Genomic DNA, 18,504 nt, shown 5'->3' with positions numbered 1-18,504 from the left:
AGATGACGTCCCCCGGTTTCCGGATCACCGGGTTCCGGCCCACGCACGTCGTCCCCGGGGACGGCCTGGCCGCCTGGGAGGAGCCGGACCCGTCCCGGCCGACGGTGCCGCTCGACGCGCTGCTGCCGGTCGAGCTGGTCGAGCGGCGCGGCGACTGGGGGCACGTCCGGTGCGCGAACGGCTGGTCCGCCTGGGTCGACGGCCGGCTCCTGGTCGCCGTACCGCAGGACCCGCCCGCCGCGGGCGCCCCGCTGGCCCGCACCGCCGACCCACGGCCCCTGCTGGCCCGCGCGGAACAGGCGCTGGCCCGGTACCGCGGGGCCGTGGAGGAGCTGACCGGGGGCGAGCTCGACCGGGAGGAGTTCCGGGGGCGTACGCACGGACAGCGGATCGGGATCGTCGTCGACGGGGAGTCCGTGTGGCTGTACGACGCCGAGCACGAGCGGTGGGTGTACACCGACGGCACCCGGCTGAGCACCTACGCCGCCGACCGGGAACCCGCCGCCCCCGCGCACGAGCCGACCCAGGTGGTGCCCGACCTGGGCCACGCGCCCACCCAGGTCGTCAGGGACGACGGCGACGGCATCGGCGGCGGCTGATGAATCGAGCCCCGGACCACGACACACGCTCGCACGCGGGACGCCCCTCCGACCTGATCGGGAAGCAGATCGCCGGCTACCGCGTAGAGGAGGAGATCGGCCGGGGCGGCATGGCCGTCGTCTACCGGGCCAGGGACCTGCGGCTCGACCGGACCGTCGCCCTGAAACTCCTCGCCCCGGAACTGGCCCGCAACGACACCTTCCGCAAACGCTTCACCCACGAGTCCCGGGTGGCCGCTGCGATCGACCATCCGCACATCGTCCCGGTCTTCGAGGCCGACGAGAAGGACGGCATCCTCTACATCGCGATGCGGTACGTCGAAGGCAGCGACCTGCGTCATCTCCTGGACCGCAAGGGCCCGTTGCCGCTCGCCACCGCCACCCGGATCGCCGCCCAGGTGGCCTCCGCGCTCGACGCCGCCCACGAACACGGCCTCGTCCACCGGGACGTCAAGCCCGGCAACATCCTGGTCGCCCGGGGCACCGACAGCGACCATCCCGAGCACGTCTACCTCACCGACTTCGGCCTGACGAAGAAGTCGCTGTCCCTGACCGGCTTCACGACGGTCGGCCAGTTCGTCGGCACCCTCGACTACGTGGCCCCCGAGCAGATCTCGGGCCGCCCGGTCGACGGCCGCTGCGACGTCTACGGCTTCGCCTGCGTGGTCTACGAACTCCTGGTGGGCCACCCGCCCTTCCGCCGCGACGACGACATGGCCCTGCTGTGGGCCCACCAGTACGACGAACCACCCCCGCTGACCGAGGAGCACCCCGAACTCCCGGCCGCCGTCGACCCGGTGTTCGCGAAGGCCCTGGCCAAGTCCCCCGACGACCGCTACGACTCCTGCCTCGACTTCATCGCCGCACTCCGCGCGGCCCCGACCTCGCACACGGGGCACTCGACCACGAAGGTGGTCCGCCTGCCCGAGACCACCGAGGAGCACCCACCACAGCCTCCGGACTGGGCCCGCCCGGTGTTCACCCGACAGGGTCTCCGGCGGTCGGGGTAACAGGCCCTGGGGCGCGTGCGGTTGGCGCTAGCTCTGCCCCAGCCCGCCCAACGGCACCCGTCGAGCAGACAACTTCCGGTACGAGATGCGCCAGCCGCCGTCGACCCGCACCACCGTGTCGTCGTACGTCACCGAGCCGCACGAACCGTCCGCCATGACGCCCAACCCCTTGGAACGGGCGTGCACTTGGCCGTCGGACCCCTCGGTGACGACCACGTTCGTGATGTGATGGGCGACGGGATTCGCCGCGCCGCGGGCGAGTGCCGCCTCCGTGAGCGAGGCGAGACCGGTGACCAGGTCCTGGCCGAAGTCGGAGAGGTCGTACACCACGTCCGGGGTGAACACCTCCGCCGTGCGGTCGAGGTCCCCGTCGTCGACGAGGTGACCGTGCAGCGCGATCAACTCCGTCACGGCCAGCCGGTCTTCGGCACTCAACGCCATGGCGCCACGCTCCCACGCCCGCCGGGCACCCGCCTAACGGTTTTCGACTTCTCCCCGCCGACGCACCCCTCGCGCCAGCAGCGCCCCCAGGAACCCCGTCACCAGCCCCCACAGCAGCGCCAGCCCGAGCGCACCCCACAGCTGGGGGCGCAGGAACAGGCTGCCGGAGAGGTTGCCGCCGAAGTCGCCGAGGCCGAGGACGGACAGGCCGTAGTGGGCGTCGATCCGGCCGATCAGGCAGATCATCAGCACCGTGAGGGCGAGCGCCACCGCCATGTGCACGGCGTGCTGCCAGGCCCGCATCCGGGCCGGTGAGCGGGCCGCCATCAGGAACGCGGCGGCCAGCAGCAGCACGGCGTCGACCGCCACCAGCCACCAGACCCTGCCGTCGTAGTCGGCGAGGGTGTTCAGGTTGAGGCTGGCCGTCTCGTCGGTGCGCAGGACCTGGTCGAGGACGTGCGGCATCGGGAGTCCGAAGGGGCCGTCCACGCGGCCCTCCCAGGTGGCGCCCAGGCCGGTGGTGAGGGCCAGCCAGACCAGGTTCGGCATCCCGAGCAGCACCAGCGCGAGCGACTGCGCGGGCTGTCCCCGCGTCACCGCCACGACCAGCGCGATCACGGTCCCGATGGCCACGAAGGCGAGCAGCAGCACGACCATGGCGTACGCGGCCGGACGTACCGACTCCTGGAACCGCAGCAGCCGTGCCGGCAGCGGGGCCCCGCGCGAGACCAGCAGGGCCAGCGCCAGGACGCCCGCCAGCCACAGCACACCGGCGAGAAGCGTCAGCGGTACGTCCGTCTCGAAGCCGATCCGCGGCGAGGCGCCGAAGATGTCGCCGATGTCGCCGAGCGTGCCGTCGCCCAGCGACACCGCGAAGGTCTGGCGGGCCGCGAACGCCAGACCGGTCAGGCCCAGCACCCACAGGACGGCGATCCGCGCGGCCCAGCCCGCCAGCTCACGGGCCCCGGCGACCGCCCGGTGCCGCAGCGGGCGCAGAAAGCCCGCGCCGGTCACGAGTGCCCCGACGAGTGTCACCGAGAGCGGCATCACGGTCAGACCGCCCGCTGTCTCGGCGAGGTCTCCGGCGTCGCCCGTGAGGTCGACGGTCCCACCGACCGCCGTCACGACGGTGGCCGCGACGACCCGGGGGAACGCGCCGTCCGGCAGATCGCCCGCCCCGGCCGCCCACAGCCCCAGCCCGGCGGCCAGCACCATGGCGGCCAGGCCGGTCAGCACCACGGCCAGTGCCTGTACCCAGCCGTGCCGGGAGACGGTCCGCTCCTCGCCCAGGATCGGCACGGGAGCGGGGGTTCGCGTGCTCACCCTGCCACGCTAAGCAGCACTCGGGCGGTGCGCCTGTCGGGGCTCCGGCCGAACGGAACGAAGGCGTCGGCTTGCGGGCGGCCCGGGGGCGGGGCGCACAATGGGCACGTTGTGGAATAAAGCGGCAGAAATCGGGGTGAGTGCCGCAGGAGCCCACGTCGGAAGAAGAGCCCGTGAGCGTCGAACAGCCGTCCTCCGACCGCCCCACCGGACCGCCCTCCGGCCCCTTGTCGGGTCCCTCCCAGCCGCCCGCAGGCCCACCGTCCCAGCCGCCCGCCGACGGCGGAGGAGGCGGAGGAGGCGGGGGAGGCGGGGGAGGCGGTGGCGGCACGGGAGAGGGACCTGGGCGCGACCCGGCCTGGTGGAGGTCTGCGCCCCGCATCGCCGTGCTCGTCACCTCGGTCGTGGCCGCCGTCGCCCTGATCGTCGTGCTCACCCGCTCCGACGGCGGCTCCGGGGGCACCTCCGACCAGGCGGGCGGCGAGGTCTTCCTCCAGGCCGCGGACACGTCGGGCCCCGACCCCTTCACAGAGTCCACGGCCAAGGACAGCTCCGCCCCGCCGGCCACCACCCCCACCGCCACCGTCTCGGAGACGGCCACCGCGAACGTCGTACGGCGCGTGGACGGCGGCGCGGCCGGCCTCTACGGCGGCACCCGCAAGGTCGCCAGCTGCGACGTGGAGAAGCAGATCCGGGTGCTCCGCGAGGCCCCCGCGAAGAACGGCGCGTTCGCCTCGGTCCTCGGCCTCCAGCCCGCCGGGGTCCCCGCGTATCTGCGCTCACTCACCCCCGTACAGCTCCGCATGGACACCCGCGTCACCAACCACGGCTACCGGGATTCCGCCGCCACCACCTACCAGGCCGTCCTCCAGACCGGCACGGCCGTCCTCGTCGACGACCGCGGACGCCCGCGCGTGCGCTGCGCCTGCGGCAACCCGCTCACCGACCCGGTACGGCAGACCACCGCCCGCCCGCGAGGCGACGCGTGGCCGTCGTACCGCACCTCGAACGTCGTCTACGTGGCGCCCTCCGTGACCGTCGTCAACATCTTCGTCGTCTACGACCCCGACCACCGCGACTGGTTCCACCGGCGCCCGGGCGACACGGGCGGCAAGGACCAGAAGACCGACCCGCCGGTCAATGAGCCGACCCCGTCCGTGAGTTCGTCGGAGAGCTCGTCGACGCCGTCGCCGGAGTCCTCGGAGCCCTCGTCGTCCGACTCCTCGGCACCGGAGTCCTCGGAGTCGACGTCCGCGACGCCCGGGCTGCTGCCACCGCGGTCACCGGTGCCGTGCGTGTCCTCGCCCACCGCGTCACCGGCCGCACCGGACACCGCGAGCCCGTCGGCCACACCCTGCCCGCCGGCATCGAGCGCTCCTCCCTCCTCCTCGTCCCCGGCCTCCGGGTCGTCGCAGTCCTCGCCCGACGAGAGCCTCTCCGAGACGGTGCCCCGGTCGGCCTCCACCTCGCCGTCCTACTGAGGTTCCGTCAGGGGCGAACGCAGCCTCCGGGGACAGGGGGACTGCGGCGCCCGGCTCGGGGTACGAGCAGTGATGCGACCGGGTCCGGCTGGACCGGTCATCGAGAGGGAACCGCATGATCGACCACCTGGGCGGAGCAGTGATACCGACTGGTTTCGACGTCCCCGTCGAACCGCTGCGACGGGCGACGCACTTCACCGGCGAGCCGGGCTGCATAGCGGAGGCACGCGCCTTCGCCGAGCACTTCCTGGAGCAGCTGAGGAAGAGGTGGCGCGCCCCGGCCGACGGGCGTGCCGACGGTGAACTGGTGCTGGTGGTGAGCGAGTTGGTCACCAACGCGGACCGGCACAGTCACGGACCGTACGTCCTCGAACTGGAGGGCACGGACACCGCCGTGACGGTGTCCGTGTACGACAGCAGCGCCGCGCTGCCCCTGCGCTACCCCCGGGACCCGGAACGGATCGGGCGGCACGGTCTGGAGATCGTCCACGCGCTCGCCATCGAGGTGACGGCGCGCAGGGTGCCGGTCGGCAAGTACGTCCGGGCCGTGCTGCCGCTCAACCAGGGAGCCGGCCGGTCGTCGGCGCAACCGGCGAGGCAGGCATAGTCCGTACTATGCCTGCCTCCGTGTCTCCGGATCCGGTCGGGTCAGGCGTAGTCCAGCTCCCCGAGCATGCCCTCGCGCAGCTGGGTGATGATGCGCTTGATCAGCCGGGAGACATGCATCTGCGAGCAGCCGAGCAGTTCGCCGATCTCCGCCTGGGTGGCTTCCTCGACGAACCGCAGATGGATGATCTGCCGGTCGCGGTCGCTGAGTTCGGCGAGCAGCGGGGCGAGCGACTGGAAGTCCTCGACCAGCCGCATCCCGTGCTCCTCGACCCCGATGAAGTCGGCCAGCACCGCCTCGCCGCCCTCGGGCCCGTCGCCGGTCAACGCGGCGTCGAGCGACGAGGAGTTGTAGCCGTTGGAGGCGATCTGGCCCTCGACCACCTGCTCCTCGGGCAGGTTCATCAGGGTGGCGAGTTCCGCGACCGTCGGATCGCGGTCCAGCCTGCTCGCCAGTTCCTCACGGGCCTTGGCCAGTTCGACGCGCAGCTCCTGGAGCCGGCGCGGAACGTGCACCGCCCAGGTCGTGTCGCGGAAGAACCGCTTGATCTCACCGATGATGTACGGCAGCGCGAACGACGTGAACTCCACCTCGCGGGACAGCTCGAACCGGTCGATGGCCTTGATCAGGCCGATCATCCCGACCTGGACGATGTCCTCCATGTCGTCGCCGCGGCCCCGGAAACGCCCGGCGGCGAACCGCACGAGCGACATGTTCATCTCGATCAGGGTGTTGCGCGCGTACTGATGGTCGTGCGTGCCCTCTTCGAGTTCGGTCAGGCGCTCGAAGAACTGGCGGGACAACTCCCGTGCGTCACGAGGGGCCACCTTTCGCGGTTCCTGGATTCCGGGCAGTGGGGCGTCACCCGTCCTGGTCCTGGCGGTGTCCTCGACGACCTCTGCCTTCGACCGGATCATGGCGGTGTCCATTACCTGTACCTCTCCCACGAAACATCACGCTACGGATGATGGAACCGTTCCGGAAGGCGGGTACCCGGTGAGGCGCCGAGCATGCCACATGTGATGTTCCCTACCAGGAACGGGTGGACGCAAGGTGTGAAATGCCCACGGAACGACGGGTGTTGACCTGGCGGTAAGGTCCGGGGCGCCGGTCGGGGCGACGGCGTAGACACCGTGGGGCGATTGCTGGCCGCCGGTCGGGGGATCGGCGTAGAGGACCCGGTGGCCCGGCGGTTCAGGAGACCCGGGTCGCCGTGATCAGCTCGTGGAGGTAGCGCTTGGTGATCCGGCCGCCGTACCGCGTCTCGATCAGGTCCCGGACGCAGGCGAGGAGGCCCTGCCGGGAGGGCGCGTCGAGGGCGCGGTGGCCCGAGTAGGTGAGCAGGACGTCGATGTACTCGTCGACGGTGTACGCGATGTCCCGGGCGTGGCGCCGGACGGTGACGTCGGTGAAGTGCTCGGAGCGGTCCCACTCGTCGGTGTCCGTCGCGGTGTCGGCCTCGTCGACCTGTTGGAGGTCGGGTGGTGTGGCCGGGTCCCACTGCTCGTAGCAGCGCTGCACCCGATCGAAGAAGTCGACTGTGCCGCCCTTGACATGGTGGGTGGTGACGACGGCGAGGAGCCCGCCCGGCCGTAGTGCCCGGGCGGCCCTGGGCAGTCGTGTCGCCGGGTCGAGCCAGTGGAACGCGGTCGCGCAGACGACCAGGTCGAACGGTTCGGGCGGCAGCGGCCACTGCTCGAAGTCGGCGACCGTCACCTCCGCGAGCGGGAACGCCCGCAGATTGCGCCGGGCCACCTCCGCGAGGGACGGGCCCAGCTCGACCGCCGTGATCCGGCAGCCCAACTGGGCCAGCGGGACGGTGAGTTGGCCCGTACCGGGGGCGATCTCCAGGACGCGGCTGCCCGGGCCGAGGCCGGCCGCGCGGGCCAGGTCGGCCACGAGGGCCTCCGGGTACCGGGGGCGGGCCCGGTCGTACAGCTCGGCGGCCTCGTCGAATGTGTCCCGCAGCATGCTCGCTCGCCCCTTTTGCCTGTTCGCCCCGCCGTGGTGATTCCACCCAGGGCAGAATGCCGATCCCTTCCCTCAAAGGCGACGGCTTTTAGGCTGAAGGGGTGAGCAATCAAGCGCCGAACCAGGCCCGCGTGATCCCGCTGCGTCCGAAGACCACGCCCGCACCGGCCCCCGCCGCCCCGGTGGCCCCGCCGATGCCCACACCCAAGGAGCCGCTCCTCCGCGATCTGGTCGGCGACGTCCTGCGCCGCGAACGCCTCGCCCAGGAACGCACCCTGAAGGATGTGGCCGACGCGGCCAGGATCTCCATGCCGTACCTGTCCGAGCTGGAACGGGGCCGCAAGGAGGCCTCCTCGGAGGTCCTCGCGGCCGCCGCCCACGCCCTCGGCCTGGGTCTGGGGGACCTGCTGTCCCTGGCCCAGACCGAGCTGACGCGGCACACCCTGCGCCGTACGCGTACGCGGACGACCACCGGGACTCCGTACAACGGGCTCTGCCTGGTCGCCTAGCCGTCCGGCCCGGTCAGGCCCTGACCAGACGTCGGCTCACCACCTCGTCGGCCAGGCCGTACGCCACCGCCTCAGGGGCGGTGAACACCTTGTCGCGGTCCATGTCCGCGCGCAGTGTCGTCACGTCGTGGTGCGTGTGCCGCGAGAGCACCTCCTCGACCTGTGCGCGGATCCGGACCATCTCCTTGGCCTGCACGGCCAGGTCGGAGACCATGCCCCGGTGTCCGTTGCTCGCCGGCTGGCCGAGCAGCACCCGCGCGTGTTCGAGGACGAACCGACGCCCGGGATCGCCCCCGGCCAGCAGCACCGCCGCCGTCGAGGCCGCCTGGCCGACGCAGAACGTCGAGATCGGCGCCTGGACGTACGTCATGGTGTCGTAGATCGCCATCAGCGAAGTGAACGAGCCGCCGGGCGAGTTGATGTAGATCGCGATCTCGTTCTCCGGCGACGACGCCTCCAGATGCAGGAGCTGCGCGATGACGACGTTGGCGACGCCGTCGTCGATCTCGGTGCCGAGGAAGATGATCCGCTCGGAGAGGAGGCGGCTGAACACGTCGTACGAACGCTCGCCCTGCGGGGTCCGCTCGACGACGTTCGGAATCGTGTACGTCCCCATGTCAGAGCCCCATCCGTCGTCGAGAGGCGGCCGGGCGTACGTCGGCCAGCGAGCCGACGACCTGGTCCACCATGCCGTACTCCTGGGCCTGTTCGGCCGTGAACCAGCGGTCACGGTCGCCGTCCCGCGAGACGGTCTCCTCGCTCTGGCCGGTGTGCCGGGCGGTGATCCGCTCGACGGTCCGCTTGGTGAACTCCAGGTTCTCCGCCTGGATCTCGATGTCGGCGGTGGTGCCGCCGATCCCGGCCGACGGCTGGTGCATCATGATCCGCGCGTTGGGCAACGCGTACCGCTTGCCGGGAGCGCCCACGCTGAGCAGGAACTGGCCCATGCTGGCCGCGAATCCCATGGCGAGCGTGGAGACGTCGTTCGGGATGAGCTGCATGGTGTCGTAGATGGCGAGGCCCGCCGTCACCGAGCCGCCGGGGCTGTTGATGTACAGACTGATGTCGGTACGCGGATCTTCCGCCGACAGCACGAGCAGCTGGGCGCAGATCCGGTTCGCGGAGACCTCGTCGACCTGCGTACCGAGGAACACGATGCGCTGGGCGAGCAGTTGGGCGGCGAGATGGTCGTCGAACCGGGAGGGCGGGGTGTCGCCCTCCTCGGCCCGGGGCAGCAGGGCCGGCCAGGGACCGGCGGCGGTGCGTGGGTACATCGGGGCTCCTCGTCGAGGCGTCGAGTTGTCGGTCGTGGGGTCCTTCGCCGCCGTACGGCGGCTGACCCCGCGCTTCCCACTCTCGGCCCGACTCGACGCCGTCGGCCGGTTTCTCGGCCTGTGGCAGATTCGCTGTCGGCAGAGCCGTCGGCGCCCTCTGCTCCCCGTGGGCGCCGGGGAGCAGAGGGCGAGGGCTCAGGACTTGCCCGGCAGCCGCCAGATCTGGTTCTTCTTGGTGGCGAGGGCGCTCGCCGCGTCGCAGGTCCACTGGTGGACGAGGGCCCGTGCCTGGGTGGACACGTTGGACACGTCGACGCACTTTCCGCTGTGGACGGCGACGAGCTGGTAGTCGTGGCTGTTGCCGAGGGCGGTGACGGGGTTGAGGGTGAACATCTGGTTGGTGCCGCCGTTGCAGGTGTACTGACCGACGGCGGTGCCGTCGGCGGTGGCGGCACCCGCGACGTCCAGGCACTTGCCGCTGTGCTCGTTGACGACGGTGTAGGTGTTCGTCCGGCCGGTGACCGGCCTGAGGTCGAGCATCTGCTGGTAGCCGCCCTCGCAGTAGTACTGCTGGTACTGGGTGCCGTTGGCCGTGCTGAGGTCGGTGTCGTCCAGGCACTGGCCGCTGTTCTGGCTGACGGCGACCGTCGAGACGGTGGTCTCGGACGGCGGGAGCAGGGTGACGGTGTAGCCGTCCTTGGCGTTCGACCAGGGGAGCGTCAGCGAGGCTGCGTTGCCGCTGACCGTGAGCGTGGTGTCGGAGATCGTCTCCGGGCCCGTCACCGCGGCCCCGCTGTTGTAGGGGACGCGCTGGACGACCGCTCTGACCCTGCCGCTCTCCACCACCGACGTCGTGTTGAGGCCGGTCAGATTGACGGTGACCGTCCCCGTGTTGCCACTGCTCCCGAGCAGGATCTTCGCGTTCTTCGCGGCGTTGTCCTTGGTGGCCAGACCGTCGGTGCCGGTGCCGGGGATCAGGTTGACGATGTTCCCGGTCTGGGAGCCGTAGTACCGGTACATGAACCACTCGCCGAGCGGTACGTACTGGCCCGCGCTGTTCTTGGTGAGCAGATTGGCCTCGTAGTCGTGCAGGTTGGTGCCCGAGGCCCAGTTGCCGCGCATTCCGTCGGCACCGGCCCGCTCCAGCCGGCCGATGAACCAGGCCCCGCCGCCCGGGGACTGCATGGACAGCGTGGCGTATTCGTTGATCTGGTAGGGGCGGGTGTTCGTCAACCCGGCCGCCGCGAGCGTCGAGTTGGCGCGGCCCACGTCGGTGACCGGGTCGCCGGGTTCGTCGTGCCAGCTGTAGATGTCGGGGGCGACGTTGTTGGCCTTGACGTAGTTCAGGTACGTCGTCCACCAGGTGTTGGCGGAGTTCGGCTGGCCCGCGATGCTGGGCCCGACGATCAACTGGCCCGGGAACGCGGCCCGTACGCGTGCGCAGAAGCGCGACCACATCTGGAGGTACTGGCTCTGCGACGGCTGCCAGAAGCCGCTGCCGTCGGGCTCGTTCCACAGGTCCCACTGGACGGTCATGTTGTTGGCGCGTACGTCACTGATGAGCTGCGTGACGAAGTTGTCGAACTGGGTCCAGTCGCCGTTGTCACCGGGCCAGCCCTGGCTGGTGGTGCCGTCGGCGCCCCACAGGTCGTGCGGGAGCAGGACGAACGTTCCGCCGAGGGCGGCGGTCCGCCTGTACTGGGCGAGCGTCGAGTTCCAGCGGGTCTGGTAGGCGGCGAGGCTTGTGGCGTAGCCGCCGTTGTTGAGCTGGGCACCGCCCGCCCGCATGAAGTGCCACTTCACGTCCTTGAAGAAGTGGTCCTGCGGCAGCGAACCGTCCGGGGTCATTCCGTAGATCGTGCCCGAGGCGTGGTAGGTCGGCGCGCCTCCGGCGGTGGCGAAGTCAACGGTGACGCCGGTGTCGGCGGCGTGCGCGGTGGTCGCGGGCAGCAGACCGGCGGCGAGAGCCGCCAGCAGGACCGCGGTTCGGGCAAGGGGGCGTGATGAACGAGGGCGCATGTCGGTTCTCCTGGGGTGTCAGGACTGCGCCTGAGCGAGGCGGGTGACGGAGATGCGGTCGATGACCGGCGCGTACGGGGAGCGCTGGTCGTACTGGTTGTAGGTGTCGCCGTTGAAGTCGGGCAGCTCCTCCGCCGTGAAGGTGAGCCGGTTGGTGCCCTTCTTCAGCGTCACCGGGACGGTCAGCTCCCGGAAGTCGTTGAAGTGGAAGGTGGTCGGGAACAGCACGCGGTGGATCGGGCCGCCGTTGACCGAGAGGTCGGCGTGGCGGGCGATCGGGTCCGGGTTGTAGTGGGTCGCGGGCGCCTGCTCGGCGTTGGAGTAGCGGATCGTCACCGCGTGCCGCCCGGCCTTCCCGGCGACGACGTCGACGGTGAGGGCGTTGGCCTTGCCGTCGCCGATGTCGGTGACCGCCTTGCCGCCGGTGGCGAAGGTGTAGGCGTCGGTGACCTTGGCGGCGCCCGTCAGGGTGCCCGCCTCCGCCTGGTACATCTTGGTCGTCGGCGTGCCGCTGGAAGGGGCGACCCGCAGCCGGTCCAGCACCAGTTCGCGGGAGGCACCGGTGACGGTGATCTTGTTGATGCCGCCGGACAGGAACACCCGGACGCTGTCGCTGCCCTTCTTCTCGCCCCCGACCTTGGGCACGTCGAGCTTCTCGCCGTTCAGCGACAGGGTCGCCCGGCCGCCGCCCAGGTGGTCGACGGTCACGGTCGATTCACGGTCGGCGGGGGAGTGGACCCAGAAGGTCGCGGAGTCGCCCTTGGCCAGCGGTACCGTGCCGGGGCCCGAGGCGCCGCGGCGGGTGTAGACGGGCCGGGTTCCGGTGAGGGTGGCGTACTCGGCCTCGTAGACGGCCGGCGCGGTCACGCGCGCGTCGCGCAGCGCCAGGTCGATCTTGTCGATGATGGCGTCGCCCTTGGTCACGCCCAGGTCGGCGTCCTTCGCGGCGAGCGTGATGCGGTGCTTGCCCGCGGTGAGGCTCACGGTGGTGTCGGTGTGGCCCCAGACGACCCACTTGTAGCCGAGCGGCAGCCGCAGTTCCTGCGGATCGGCGCCGTCGACGCGCAGGAAGACGTTGGTGGGTCCCTGCTCCTTCACCAGGCCGTACAGGTTGTAGGAGTTGGCGAACACGCTCAGGTCGTACGTCCCGTCCTGCGGCACGTCGACGTCGAAGGCGAGCACGCCGTCCGAACCGGTGCGCAGGCCGCCCACGTTGTAGGTGCCGGAGGTGGCGAACCTGCCCACGTCGGAGGGCGTGCCCTCGGGGCCGTTCTTCGAGTAACCGCCGCCGGTGTAGGTCGCGTTCTCCGCCTCGTACGTCTGGCGCCAGCTCACCGACGGCTCGGCCGGAACGCCGCCGTGGCCGCCGGGGGAGAGGATCACCTGGTACGCCGACATCTCGTTCATGCCCGTCATCGGCAGCTTCACCGAGCCGTCCGCGCCGACCGCGAGTTCCTGGTCCGCCAGCCGCAGCGGCTGCGCCGAGTCACCGACCTGGCCGGTCCACGGGATCTCCTGGACGGTGGCGTGGATCGTCGTCCCGAACAGCTTGCGGTCGATGTTCGCGAAGACGACGTCCGCGTCACCGCTCTTGCCGCCGAACAGCGCACGGGACTGCCTCTTGTCCTCGTCGAGGGTGGCGACGCCCTGGAGGGTGTACTGCTGGTTGGGGTGCGGGGCGGTCACCTCCACCGTGTGGCCGGACATCTGGCCGTAGGCGTTGAACAGCCACCACTGGCCGTTGCCCTTGTTGGCCTCCACGGCCGAGTCGTTGAGGTTGCCGTCGATGTTCCAGTACGCGAGGTCGGCGTCGATCTTGGACTCCTCGATGGCGGAGACCCACTGGACGACCTGGCCGGGCACGGAGAGGTGGTAGTTGTGCCCGTACTCGTTGACGTTGATCGGCAGCGGGCCGACGCCGACGTCGTGCTCCATCTGCCGGTACTTGGCCACGTTGGTGCGGACCGCGGCGGGGCTGGACAGCTCGTGCCAGCTCATCACGTCCGGCACCACGTCGTTGGCCTTCGCGTACTGCAGAAAGCCCTTGACCTGGTTGTACAGGACGCTGGTGTTGGGGCCGGCGATACGTGCGTCGGGGTCGAGGCCCTTGATGAGGTGGTAGACCTCCGTCCAGGCCGCGAAGTAGTACTGCGGATCGTTCAGCCAGGAGACCTTGTTGTAGCTCCACTCCCCGGTCCCGAACATGTTGCCCTCGGGCTCGTTGAAGGGCACGTAGACGACGTGGTCCTGGTACTTGGCGTCCAGGGTCAGGACCTGCTGGACCTGCTTTTTGATCTTCTCCTTGAAGTCGGCTAGCTTCGCCGGACCGTCGGCGCCGGGCCACTGGTAGGGGAAGCCGCGGTAGATGTCGGTCATGTAGATGTAGACGTCCTTGCCGCCGGAGTCCACGAACGGCGGCAGCATCTCCAGGGCGTCCGCGCCCGGATGCTGGGGTCCGTCCTGCGCCTTCGTCGACACCGTGCGCAGACGCATGCCCTCGATGACGTTGCGGCTGGGCGCGCCGTCGCCGTACACGCCGTACAGCGAGCCGGAGGCGCCGCCGTGGAAGGCGCCCGTGTCGGTGGCGAGGTCGATGGTGAGCTGTTCGGGTTCCGCCGCGCGGGCGGTGCCGCCGGCGGCGGGTACGGCGAGCAGGGCGGCGAGGGCGGTGACGGCGGTGGCTCCGGCGCCGGCTCTGGTTCTGCTGCGGGTGCGTCGCACTGAGGTCTCCGTAGGGTGGGGTGGGCGTGACGCGAACCGGTTCGATGACAGCCCGGACTGGTCGGCCCGGTGACTTCCGGGCCCGACGCGGCGGGCGGGGAGGGGGCTCTGCGGCTCTTGTCGAACCGGTTCGGCGGAAGCTAGCAGGGCGGAAAGAGCGCCAGCAATACCCTCGACATGGATTACAGGAGGATTTCCTGGAAGTGCGCACAAGCCATTGACAGCCGCTCGGATGCGCTCCTACCGTCCCATCACGCGAACCGGTTCGACGATCGGGCTCGCGCTCGAACCGGTTCGACGAAGGAGTCCCCGTGAACATCGGTGAGATCGCCCGGCGGGCCGGTGTCTCCCGGAGCACCGTGTCGTACGCGCTCAGCGGCAAACGTCCGGTGTCGGACGACACCCGGCAGAAGATCCAGCGGGTCATCGACGAACTGGGCTACCGCCCGAACGCGAGCGCCCGCGCCCTGGCCAACGGCCGGACCAGCACCCTGGGCCTGGTCTTCCCGCCGGCCGGCAACCACTACACCGGAATGCAGCTGGATTTCATCGGCAGCGTGGTGGAGGCCGCGGCGGCCTTCGACTACGACGTGCTGCTCTCGCCGAGCGGGGTGGACAGCGACCGCTCCTTCCAGCGGCTGCTGGCCGAACGGCGCGTCGACGGGGCGATCCTGATGGAGATCAGGCTCCAGGACGACCGTATCGACCACTTGGTCGCCGAGAACTTCCCCGCCGTCTGCATCGGCCGCACCGCGCGGCCGGACGGCGACTGGTGGGTGGGCCTGGACCACACCGCGCTGGCCGCCGCCTGTGTCCACCACCTCGCCGACCTGGGCCACCGCAGGATCGCCTTCGTGAACCGGCCCGAGCGTCTGCTGCGCGCCGGGTACGAGTCGGCGCACCGGGGGCTGGACGGCTTCACCAAGGCGGCGGCGGAGCGGGGGCTCACCGTACGGACGTACTGCTGTGGCGACGACGCTCCCTCCGGCGAGGCCTGCATGGAGCGGATCCTGCACGACGATCCGGCCACCACGGCGCTGGTCACGCTCAACGAGGCCGCGCTGGGCGGTATTTACCGCGGCCTCGCCGTCGCGGGCCGCCATGTGCCGCGCGACTTCTCCGTCACCGGAGTCGTGGCCGAACGGTGGGCGTCGACGGTGACCCCGCAGCTCACCGCGGCGGACGTACCGGCGGAGCAGATGGGACGCCTCGCCGTCGAACTCCTCGTAGAGCGGCTCGACCACCCCGAAGCGGCACCGCGTCACCATCTGCTCGCCCCGCCCATCTCCCTGCGCGCCAGCACCGGACCCGCCCACCACGTCACCGACCCCGGTTCCGACGCGACCGACTGACCCTGAACGCCCGTAGCTCTGCGGCCCGTTGACCTCGCGGACGAGCCGCTCCCTCACCGACCCCGCGCGGCCGGTCACCCACCGACTGTCACTTCTGTCTTCGGCATGCCCTCGCCGAGATCACAAAGGAACGCCCCATGAACAGATCCACCGGACGGCGGCTCACCGCCGCGGCCCTCACCGTCGTCGCCATGGCCACCGGCACCACCGCCTGTTCGTCCGGCGGCAGTTCGTCCGCCAAGGGGGACGACAGCGGGACGTACACGATCTGGGACCCGTACCCGCAGTTCGCCAAGGGCTCGGCCTGGACGAAGCTGCTGGACGCCTGCGGCGCCAAGGCCGGGGTGAAGATCAAGCGGACCGGCTTCGACACCAGCGACCTCGCCAACAAGACGCTCCTCGCCGCCCAGCAGGGCAACTCCCCGGACGTCCTCGTCGTCGACAACCCCGTGGTGTCGACCCTCGCCGAGGCGGGCGTGCTCACCACGACGGACGAGAACAAGCTGGACACCTCGAAGGTCGACGCCAACCTGCTCGCGGCCGGCCAGTCGCAGGGCAAGACGTACGGCACCCCGATCGGCGCCAACACCCTCGCCCTCTACTACAACAAGAAGGTCCTGACGGAAGCGGGCGTCGACATCGCCTCCGTGAAGGACTGGGCCTCGTTGACGGCGGCCCTGGAGAAGGTCGAGAAGGCCGGCAAGAAGGGCATCACCTTCTCCGCGATCGGCACCGAGGAGGGCAGCTTCCAGTTCCTGCCCTGGTTCTGGGGCGCGGGCGCGCAGCTCACCCAACTCGACTCCACCCAGGGCGAGTCGGCGCTGTCCCTGTGGAACGACTGGCTGAAGAAGGGATACGCCCCCAACTCGGTCCTCAACAACACCCAGACCACCAGCTGGCAGGAGTTCGCCACCGGCGACTACGCCTTCGCCGAGAACGGCACCTGGCAGCTCGCCAACGCCGAGAAGGCCGGCTTCGACTACGGCGTACTCCCGATACCCGCCGCCACGGGAGGCAACGCCGCCGCCCCGACCGGCGGCGAGTTCGTCACCATCCCCGTTCAGGACGACACCGGCCGCTACGCCACCGCCCAGAAGCTGACGACCTGTCTGACCAGCACCCAGAACCTGTACGACACCGACACCACGCTCTCCTACGTGGCCCCCACCGAGGAGGTCCAGGACAAGCAGATCGCCGCCGACGCCAAGTTGAAGCCCTGGGTCGACGCCGTGCGGGCGGCCAAGGGGCGCACCAGTGACGACCTGGGCACCAAGTACCCCAAGATCTCCGAGCAGTTGTGGAAGGCCGTCCAGTCGGCCCTCAGTGGAGCCGAGTCCCCGAAGGACGCTCTCAGCGCGGCCCAGAGCGCCGTCAAGTAACCGGAACCCGAGGGTCGTTGATGAACCGCACGACACAGCTGCCGGACCCCGTGCCGGTGTTCGACCGGATCAGGGCGGCCGGCCCCGCGCCGAGGCGCCGCCGCCCGGCCTCCCCGCAGTGGGCCGCCTGGGCCTTCCTCGCCCCGGTCACCCTCTACCTCGCCCTCTTCTACGCCTATCCGCTCTACCGCAACCTCGACCTGAGCCTGCGCCACTACACCGTCCGCTCCTTCGTCCAGGGCGACGCGCCCTTCACCGGCCTCGCCAACTACCGCACCGTCTTCGCCGATCCGACGTTCGTGCCCGCGCTGCTGCACACCGTGGTGTTCACGGCCGTGTGCCTGGCCTTCCAGTACGGCATCGGGCTCGCCCTGGCGGTCTTCTTCAACCAGCACTTCCGGCTCTCCGCGACCCTGCGCGCCCTGTTCCTCGTACCGTGGCTGCTGCCGCTGATCGTGTCGGCGTCCACCTGGTCGTGGATGCTCAACAGCGACTCGGGGATCGTGAACGCCGCGCTGGGCGTCGTCGGCATCGATCCGGTCAACTGGCTGACGTCACCGTCCTGGTCGCTCACCTCGGTGATCATCGCGAACATCTGGATCGGCGTCCCGTTCAACCTGGTCGTGCTCTACAGCGGGCTGCAGTCCATCCCCGGCAGCCTCTACGAGGCGGCGGCCCTGGACGGCGCGAACGCCTGGCGGCGCTTCCGGCACATCACCTTCCCGCTGCTGCGCCCGGTCTCCGCGATCACCCTGTTGCTGGGCCTCGTCTACACGCTGAAGGTCTTCGACATCATCTGGATCATGACCAAGGGCGGTCCGGCCGACTCGTCCACCACCCTCGCCACATGGTCCTACCAGCTCGGCTTCGGCAACCTCCTGCCCGCCTTCGGCCCCGGAGCGGCCGTCGGCAATCTGCTCGTCGTCGCCGCGCTCGTCTTCGGCCTGGTGTATCTCAGGGTCCAGCGAAAGCAGGCACTGTCATGACGCACAGAACCGCCTGGAAGACGGCTCTGGGTCTCGTCCTCACCGCGATCATGCTGTTCCCGGTCTACTGGATGCTGAACGTGTCCTTCACCCGGGACCAGGACATGCGCAAGAGCCCGCCCGGCCTGTTCCCCACGAACGCGACCCTGGAGGGCTACCGGGCCGTCCTGAACGACCAGTTGCCCTATCTGGGCACCAGCCTCGTCATCGGCCTCGGCACCGTCGCCCTCACCGTGGCGCTCGCCGCTCCCGCCGGCTACGCGCTCGCCAAACTCCGCCCACGCGGTGGAGGCGCACTGAGCTTCCTCTTCCTGGTCGCCCAGATGATCCCCGGCATCATCATGGCGATGGGTTTCTACGCCATCTACCTCAGCCTCGGCCTGCTCCAGTCGGTCCCCGGCCTGATCGTCGCGGACTCGACGCTGGCCGTCCCCTTCGCCGTACTGATCTTCACCGCGTTCATGTCCGGCATCCCAGGTGAACTGCTCCAGGCCGCGCGGACGGACGGTGCCGGACCCCTGCGTACCTTCTGGTCGATCGTGCTGCCGATGAGCCGCAACGCCGTCGTCACGGTGTCCCTGTTCGCGTTCCTGTGGTCCTGGTCCGACTTCGTCTTCGCCAGCACCCTCGCGAACGGCGGCGCCCATGAGCCGATCACCCTCGGCATCTACCACTACATCGGCAACAACAACCAGGAGTGGAACGCCATCATGGCCACCGCTGTCGTGGCCTCGCTGCCCGCCGCGGTCATCCTCGTCCTCGCGCAGCGCTATGTCGCCGCCGGCGTGACCACCGGTGCCGTGAAGGACTGAGCCGCCGTAACGGAACGAGT

General features: G+C 70.3%; 17 protein-coding genes. 9 read left to right on the top strand and 8 right to left on the bottom strand.

Annotated elements, in window-relative coordinates; genetic code table 11:
- Positions 1-2 precede the first annotated feature (2 nt).
- Together ACFYXF_RS02170 and ACFYXF_RS02165 are read left to right on the top strand one after the other, a co-directional pair.
- Positions 3-599 carry a hypothetical protein gene (locus ACFYXF_RS02170; RefSeq protein ID WP_389347172.1) on the top strand — a complete coding sequence of 199 codons (597 nt, stop codon included), beginning with the start codon at positions 3-5 and terminating at the stop codon, positions 597-599.
- Positions 599-1,609 carry a serine/threonine-protein kinase gene (locus ACFYXF_RS02165; protein ID WP_389347170.1) on the top strand — a complete coding sequence of 337 codons (1,011 nt, stop codon included), beginning with the start codon at positions 599-601 and terminating at the stop codon, positions 1,607-1,609. The genes ACFYXF_RS02170 and ACFYXF_RS02165 overlap by 1 nt, the downstream gene beginning before the upstream one ends.
- A 27-nt stretch (positions 1,610-1,636) precedes the next feature.
- Here the strand turns inward: ACFYXF_RS02165 and ACFYXF_RS02160 are convergent, their stop codons facing one another.
- Both ACFYXF_RS02160 and ACFYXF_RS02155 read right to left on the bottom strand, forming a co-directional pair.
- Positions 1,637-2,050 (bottom strand): nuclear transport factor 2 family protein, encoded by a 414-nt coding sequence (locus tag ACFYXF_RS02160; protein ID WP_389347167.1) that lies wholly within the window; start codon positions 2,048-2,050, stop codon positions 1,637-1,639.
- Positions 2,051-2,083: 33 nt separating this feature from the next.
- Positions 2,084-3,373 (bottom strand): streptophobe family protein, encoded by a 1,290-nt coding sequence (locus ACFYXF_RS02155; protein ID WP_389347164.1) that lies wholly within the window; start codon positions 3,371-3,373, stop codon positions 2,084-2,086.
- Between the two features lie 173 nt (positions 3,374-3,546).
- Here ACFYXF_RS02155 and ACFYXF_RS02150 point away from each other — a divergent pair, with 173 nt between their 5' ends.
- Positions 3,547-4,854 (top strand): DUF6777 domain-containing protein, encoded by a 1,308-nt coding sequence (locus tag ACFYXF_RS02150; protein ID WP_389347162.1) that lies wholly within the window; start codon positions 3,547-3,549, stop codon positions 4,852-4,854.
- A 115-nt stretch (positions 4,855-4,969) separates the two neighbouring features.
- Positions 4,970-5,461: an ATP-binding protein gene (locus ACFYXF_RS02145; RefSeq protein WP_389347160.1), complete on the top strand. Its 492-nt coding sequence runs from the start codon at positions 4,970-4,972 to the stop codon at positions 5,459-5,461.
- Between the two features lie 41 nt (positions 5,462-5,502).
- Here ACFYXF_RS02145 and ACFYXF_RS02140 read toward each other — a convergent pair whose 3' ends face one another.
- Positions 5,503-6,390 (bottom strand): RNA polymerase sigma factor SigF, encoded by an 888-nt coding sequence (locus tag ACFYXF_RS02140; RefSeq protein ID WP_389347158.1) that lies wholly within the window; start codon positions 6,388-6,390, stop codon positions 5,503-5,505.
- 265 nt (positions 6,391-6,655) lie between these two features.
- Positions 6,656-7,432, bottom strand: coding sequence for a class I SAM-dependent methyltransferase (locus ACFYXF_RS02135; protein WP_389347156.1), 777 nt, complete (start codon positions 7,430-7,432; stop codon positions 6,656-6,658).
- 101 nt (positions 7,433-7,533) lie between these two features.
- Here ACFYXF_RS02135 and ACFYXF_RS02130 point away from each other — a divergent pair, with 101 nt between their 5' ends.
- The gene (locus ACFYXF_RS02130) at positions 7,534-7,941 is read left to right on the top strand and encodes a helix-turn-helix domain-containing protein (RefSeq protein WP_389347153.1); all 408 of its coding nucleotides are present in this window, start codon (positions 7,534-7,536) and stop codon (positions 7,939-7,941) included.
- Positions 7,942-7,954: 13 nt separating this feature from the next.
- Here ACFYXF_RS02130 and ACFYXF_RS02125 read toward each other — a convergent pair whose 3' ends face one another.
- The 4 genes from ACFYXF_RS02125 to ACFYXF_RS02110 form a co-directional block, all read right to left on the bottom strand.
- A complete protein-coding gene (locus tag ACFYXF_RS02125) occupies positions 7,955-8,557 on the bottom strand; it encodes a ClpP family protease (RefSeq protein ID WP_389347151.1) in 603 nt (200 codons plus the stop codon).
- Between the two features lies 1 nt (position 8,558).
- On the bottom strand, positions 8,559-9,215 hold the full coding sequence (locus ACFYXF_RS02120; protein ID WP_389347148.1) for an ATP-dependent Clp protease proteolytic subunit: 657 nt from the start codon (positions 9,213-9,215) through the stop codon (positions 8,559-8,561).
- Between the two features lie 195 nt (positions 9,216-9,410).
- A complete protein-coding gene (locus ACFYXF_RS02115) occupies positions 9,411-11,234 on the bottom strand; it encodes an RICIN domain-containing protein (protein WP_389347146.1) in 1,824 nt (607 codons plus the stop codon).
- A gap of 18 nt (positions 11,235-11,252) precedes the next feature.
- Complete coding sequence (locus ACFYXF_RS02110) at positions 11,253-13,955, bottom strand: cellulosome protein (protein ID WP_389347144.1); 2,703 nt, start codon at positions 13,953-13,955, stop codon at positions 11,253-11,255.
- Positions 13,956-14,266: 311 nt separating this feature from the next.
- Here ACFYXF_RS02110 and ACFYXF_RS02105 point away from each other — a divergent pair, with 311 nt between their 5' ends.
- From ACFYXF_RS02105 to ACFYXF_RS02090, 4 genes are all read left to right on the top strand, one after another.
- Entirely contained in the window at positions 14,267-15,307 is a 1,041-nt protein-coding gene (locus ACFYXF_RS02105; RefSeq protein WP_389347141.1) for a LacI family DNA-binding transcriptional regulator, read from the top strand.
- A gap of 137 nt (positions 15,308-15,444) precedes the next feature.
- A complete protein-coding gene (locus tag ACFYXF_RS02100; RefSeq protein WP_389347139.1) occupies positions 15,445-16,686 on the top strand; it encodes an extracellular solute-binding protein in 1,242 nt (413 codons plus the stop codon).
- Between the two features lie 20 nt (positions 16,687-16,706).
- Positions 16,707-17,672: a carbohydrate ABC transporter permease gene (locus ACFYXF_RS02095; RefSeq protein ID WP_389347137.1), complete on the top strand. Its 966-nt coding sequence runs from the start codon at positions 16,707-16,709 to the stop codon at positions 17,670-17,672.
- Complete coding sequence (locus tag ACFYXF_RS02090; protein WP_389347134.1) at positions 17,669-18,484, top strand: carbohydrate ABC transporter permease; 816 nt, start codon at positions 17,669-17,671, stop codon at positions 18,482-18,484. The genes ACFYXF_RS02095 and ACFYXF_RS02090 overlap by 4 nt, the downstream gene beginning before the upstream one ends.
- Positions 18,485-18,504 lie beyond the last annotated feature (20 nt).

Origin of the sequence: Streptomyces sp. NPDC002680, from assembly GCF_042889145.1 — a bacterium.
Lineage (GTDB): Bacteria > Actinomycetota > Actinomycetes > Streptomycetales > Streptomycetaceae > Streptomyces > Streptomyces adonidis.
Note: the sequence above shows the minus strand (reverse complement) of the source record. Positions and strands in the feature narration are given on the sequence as shown.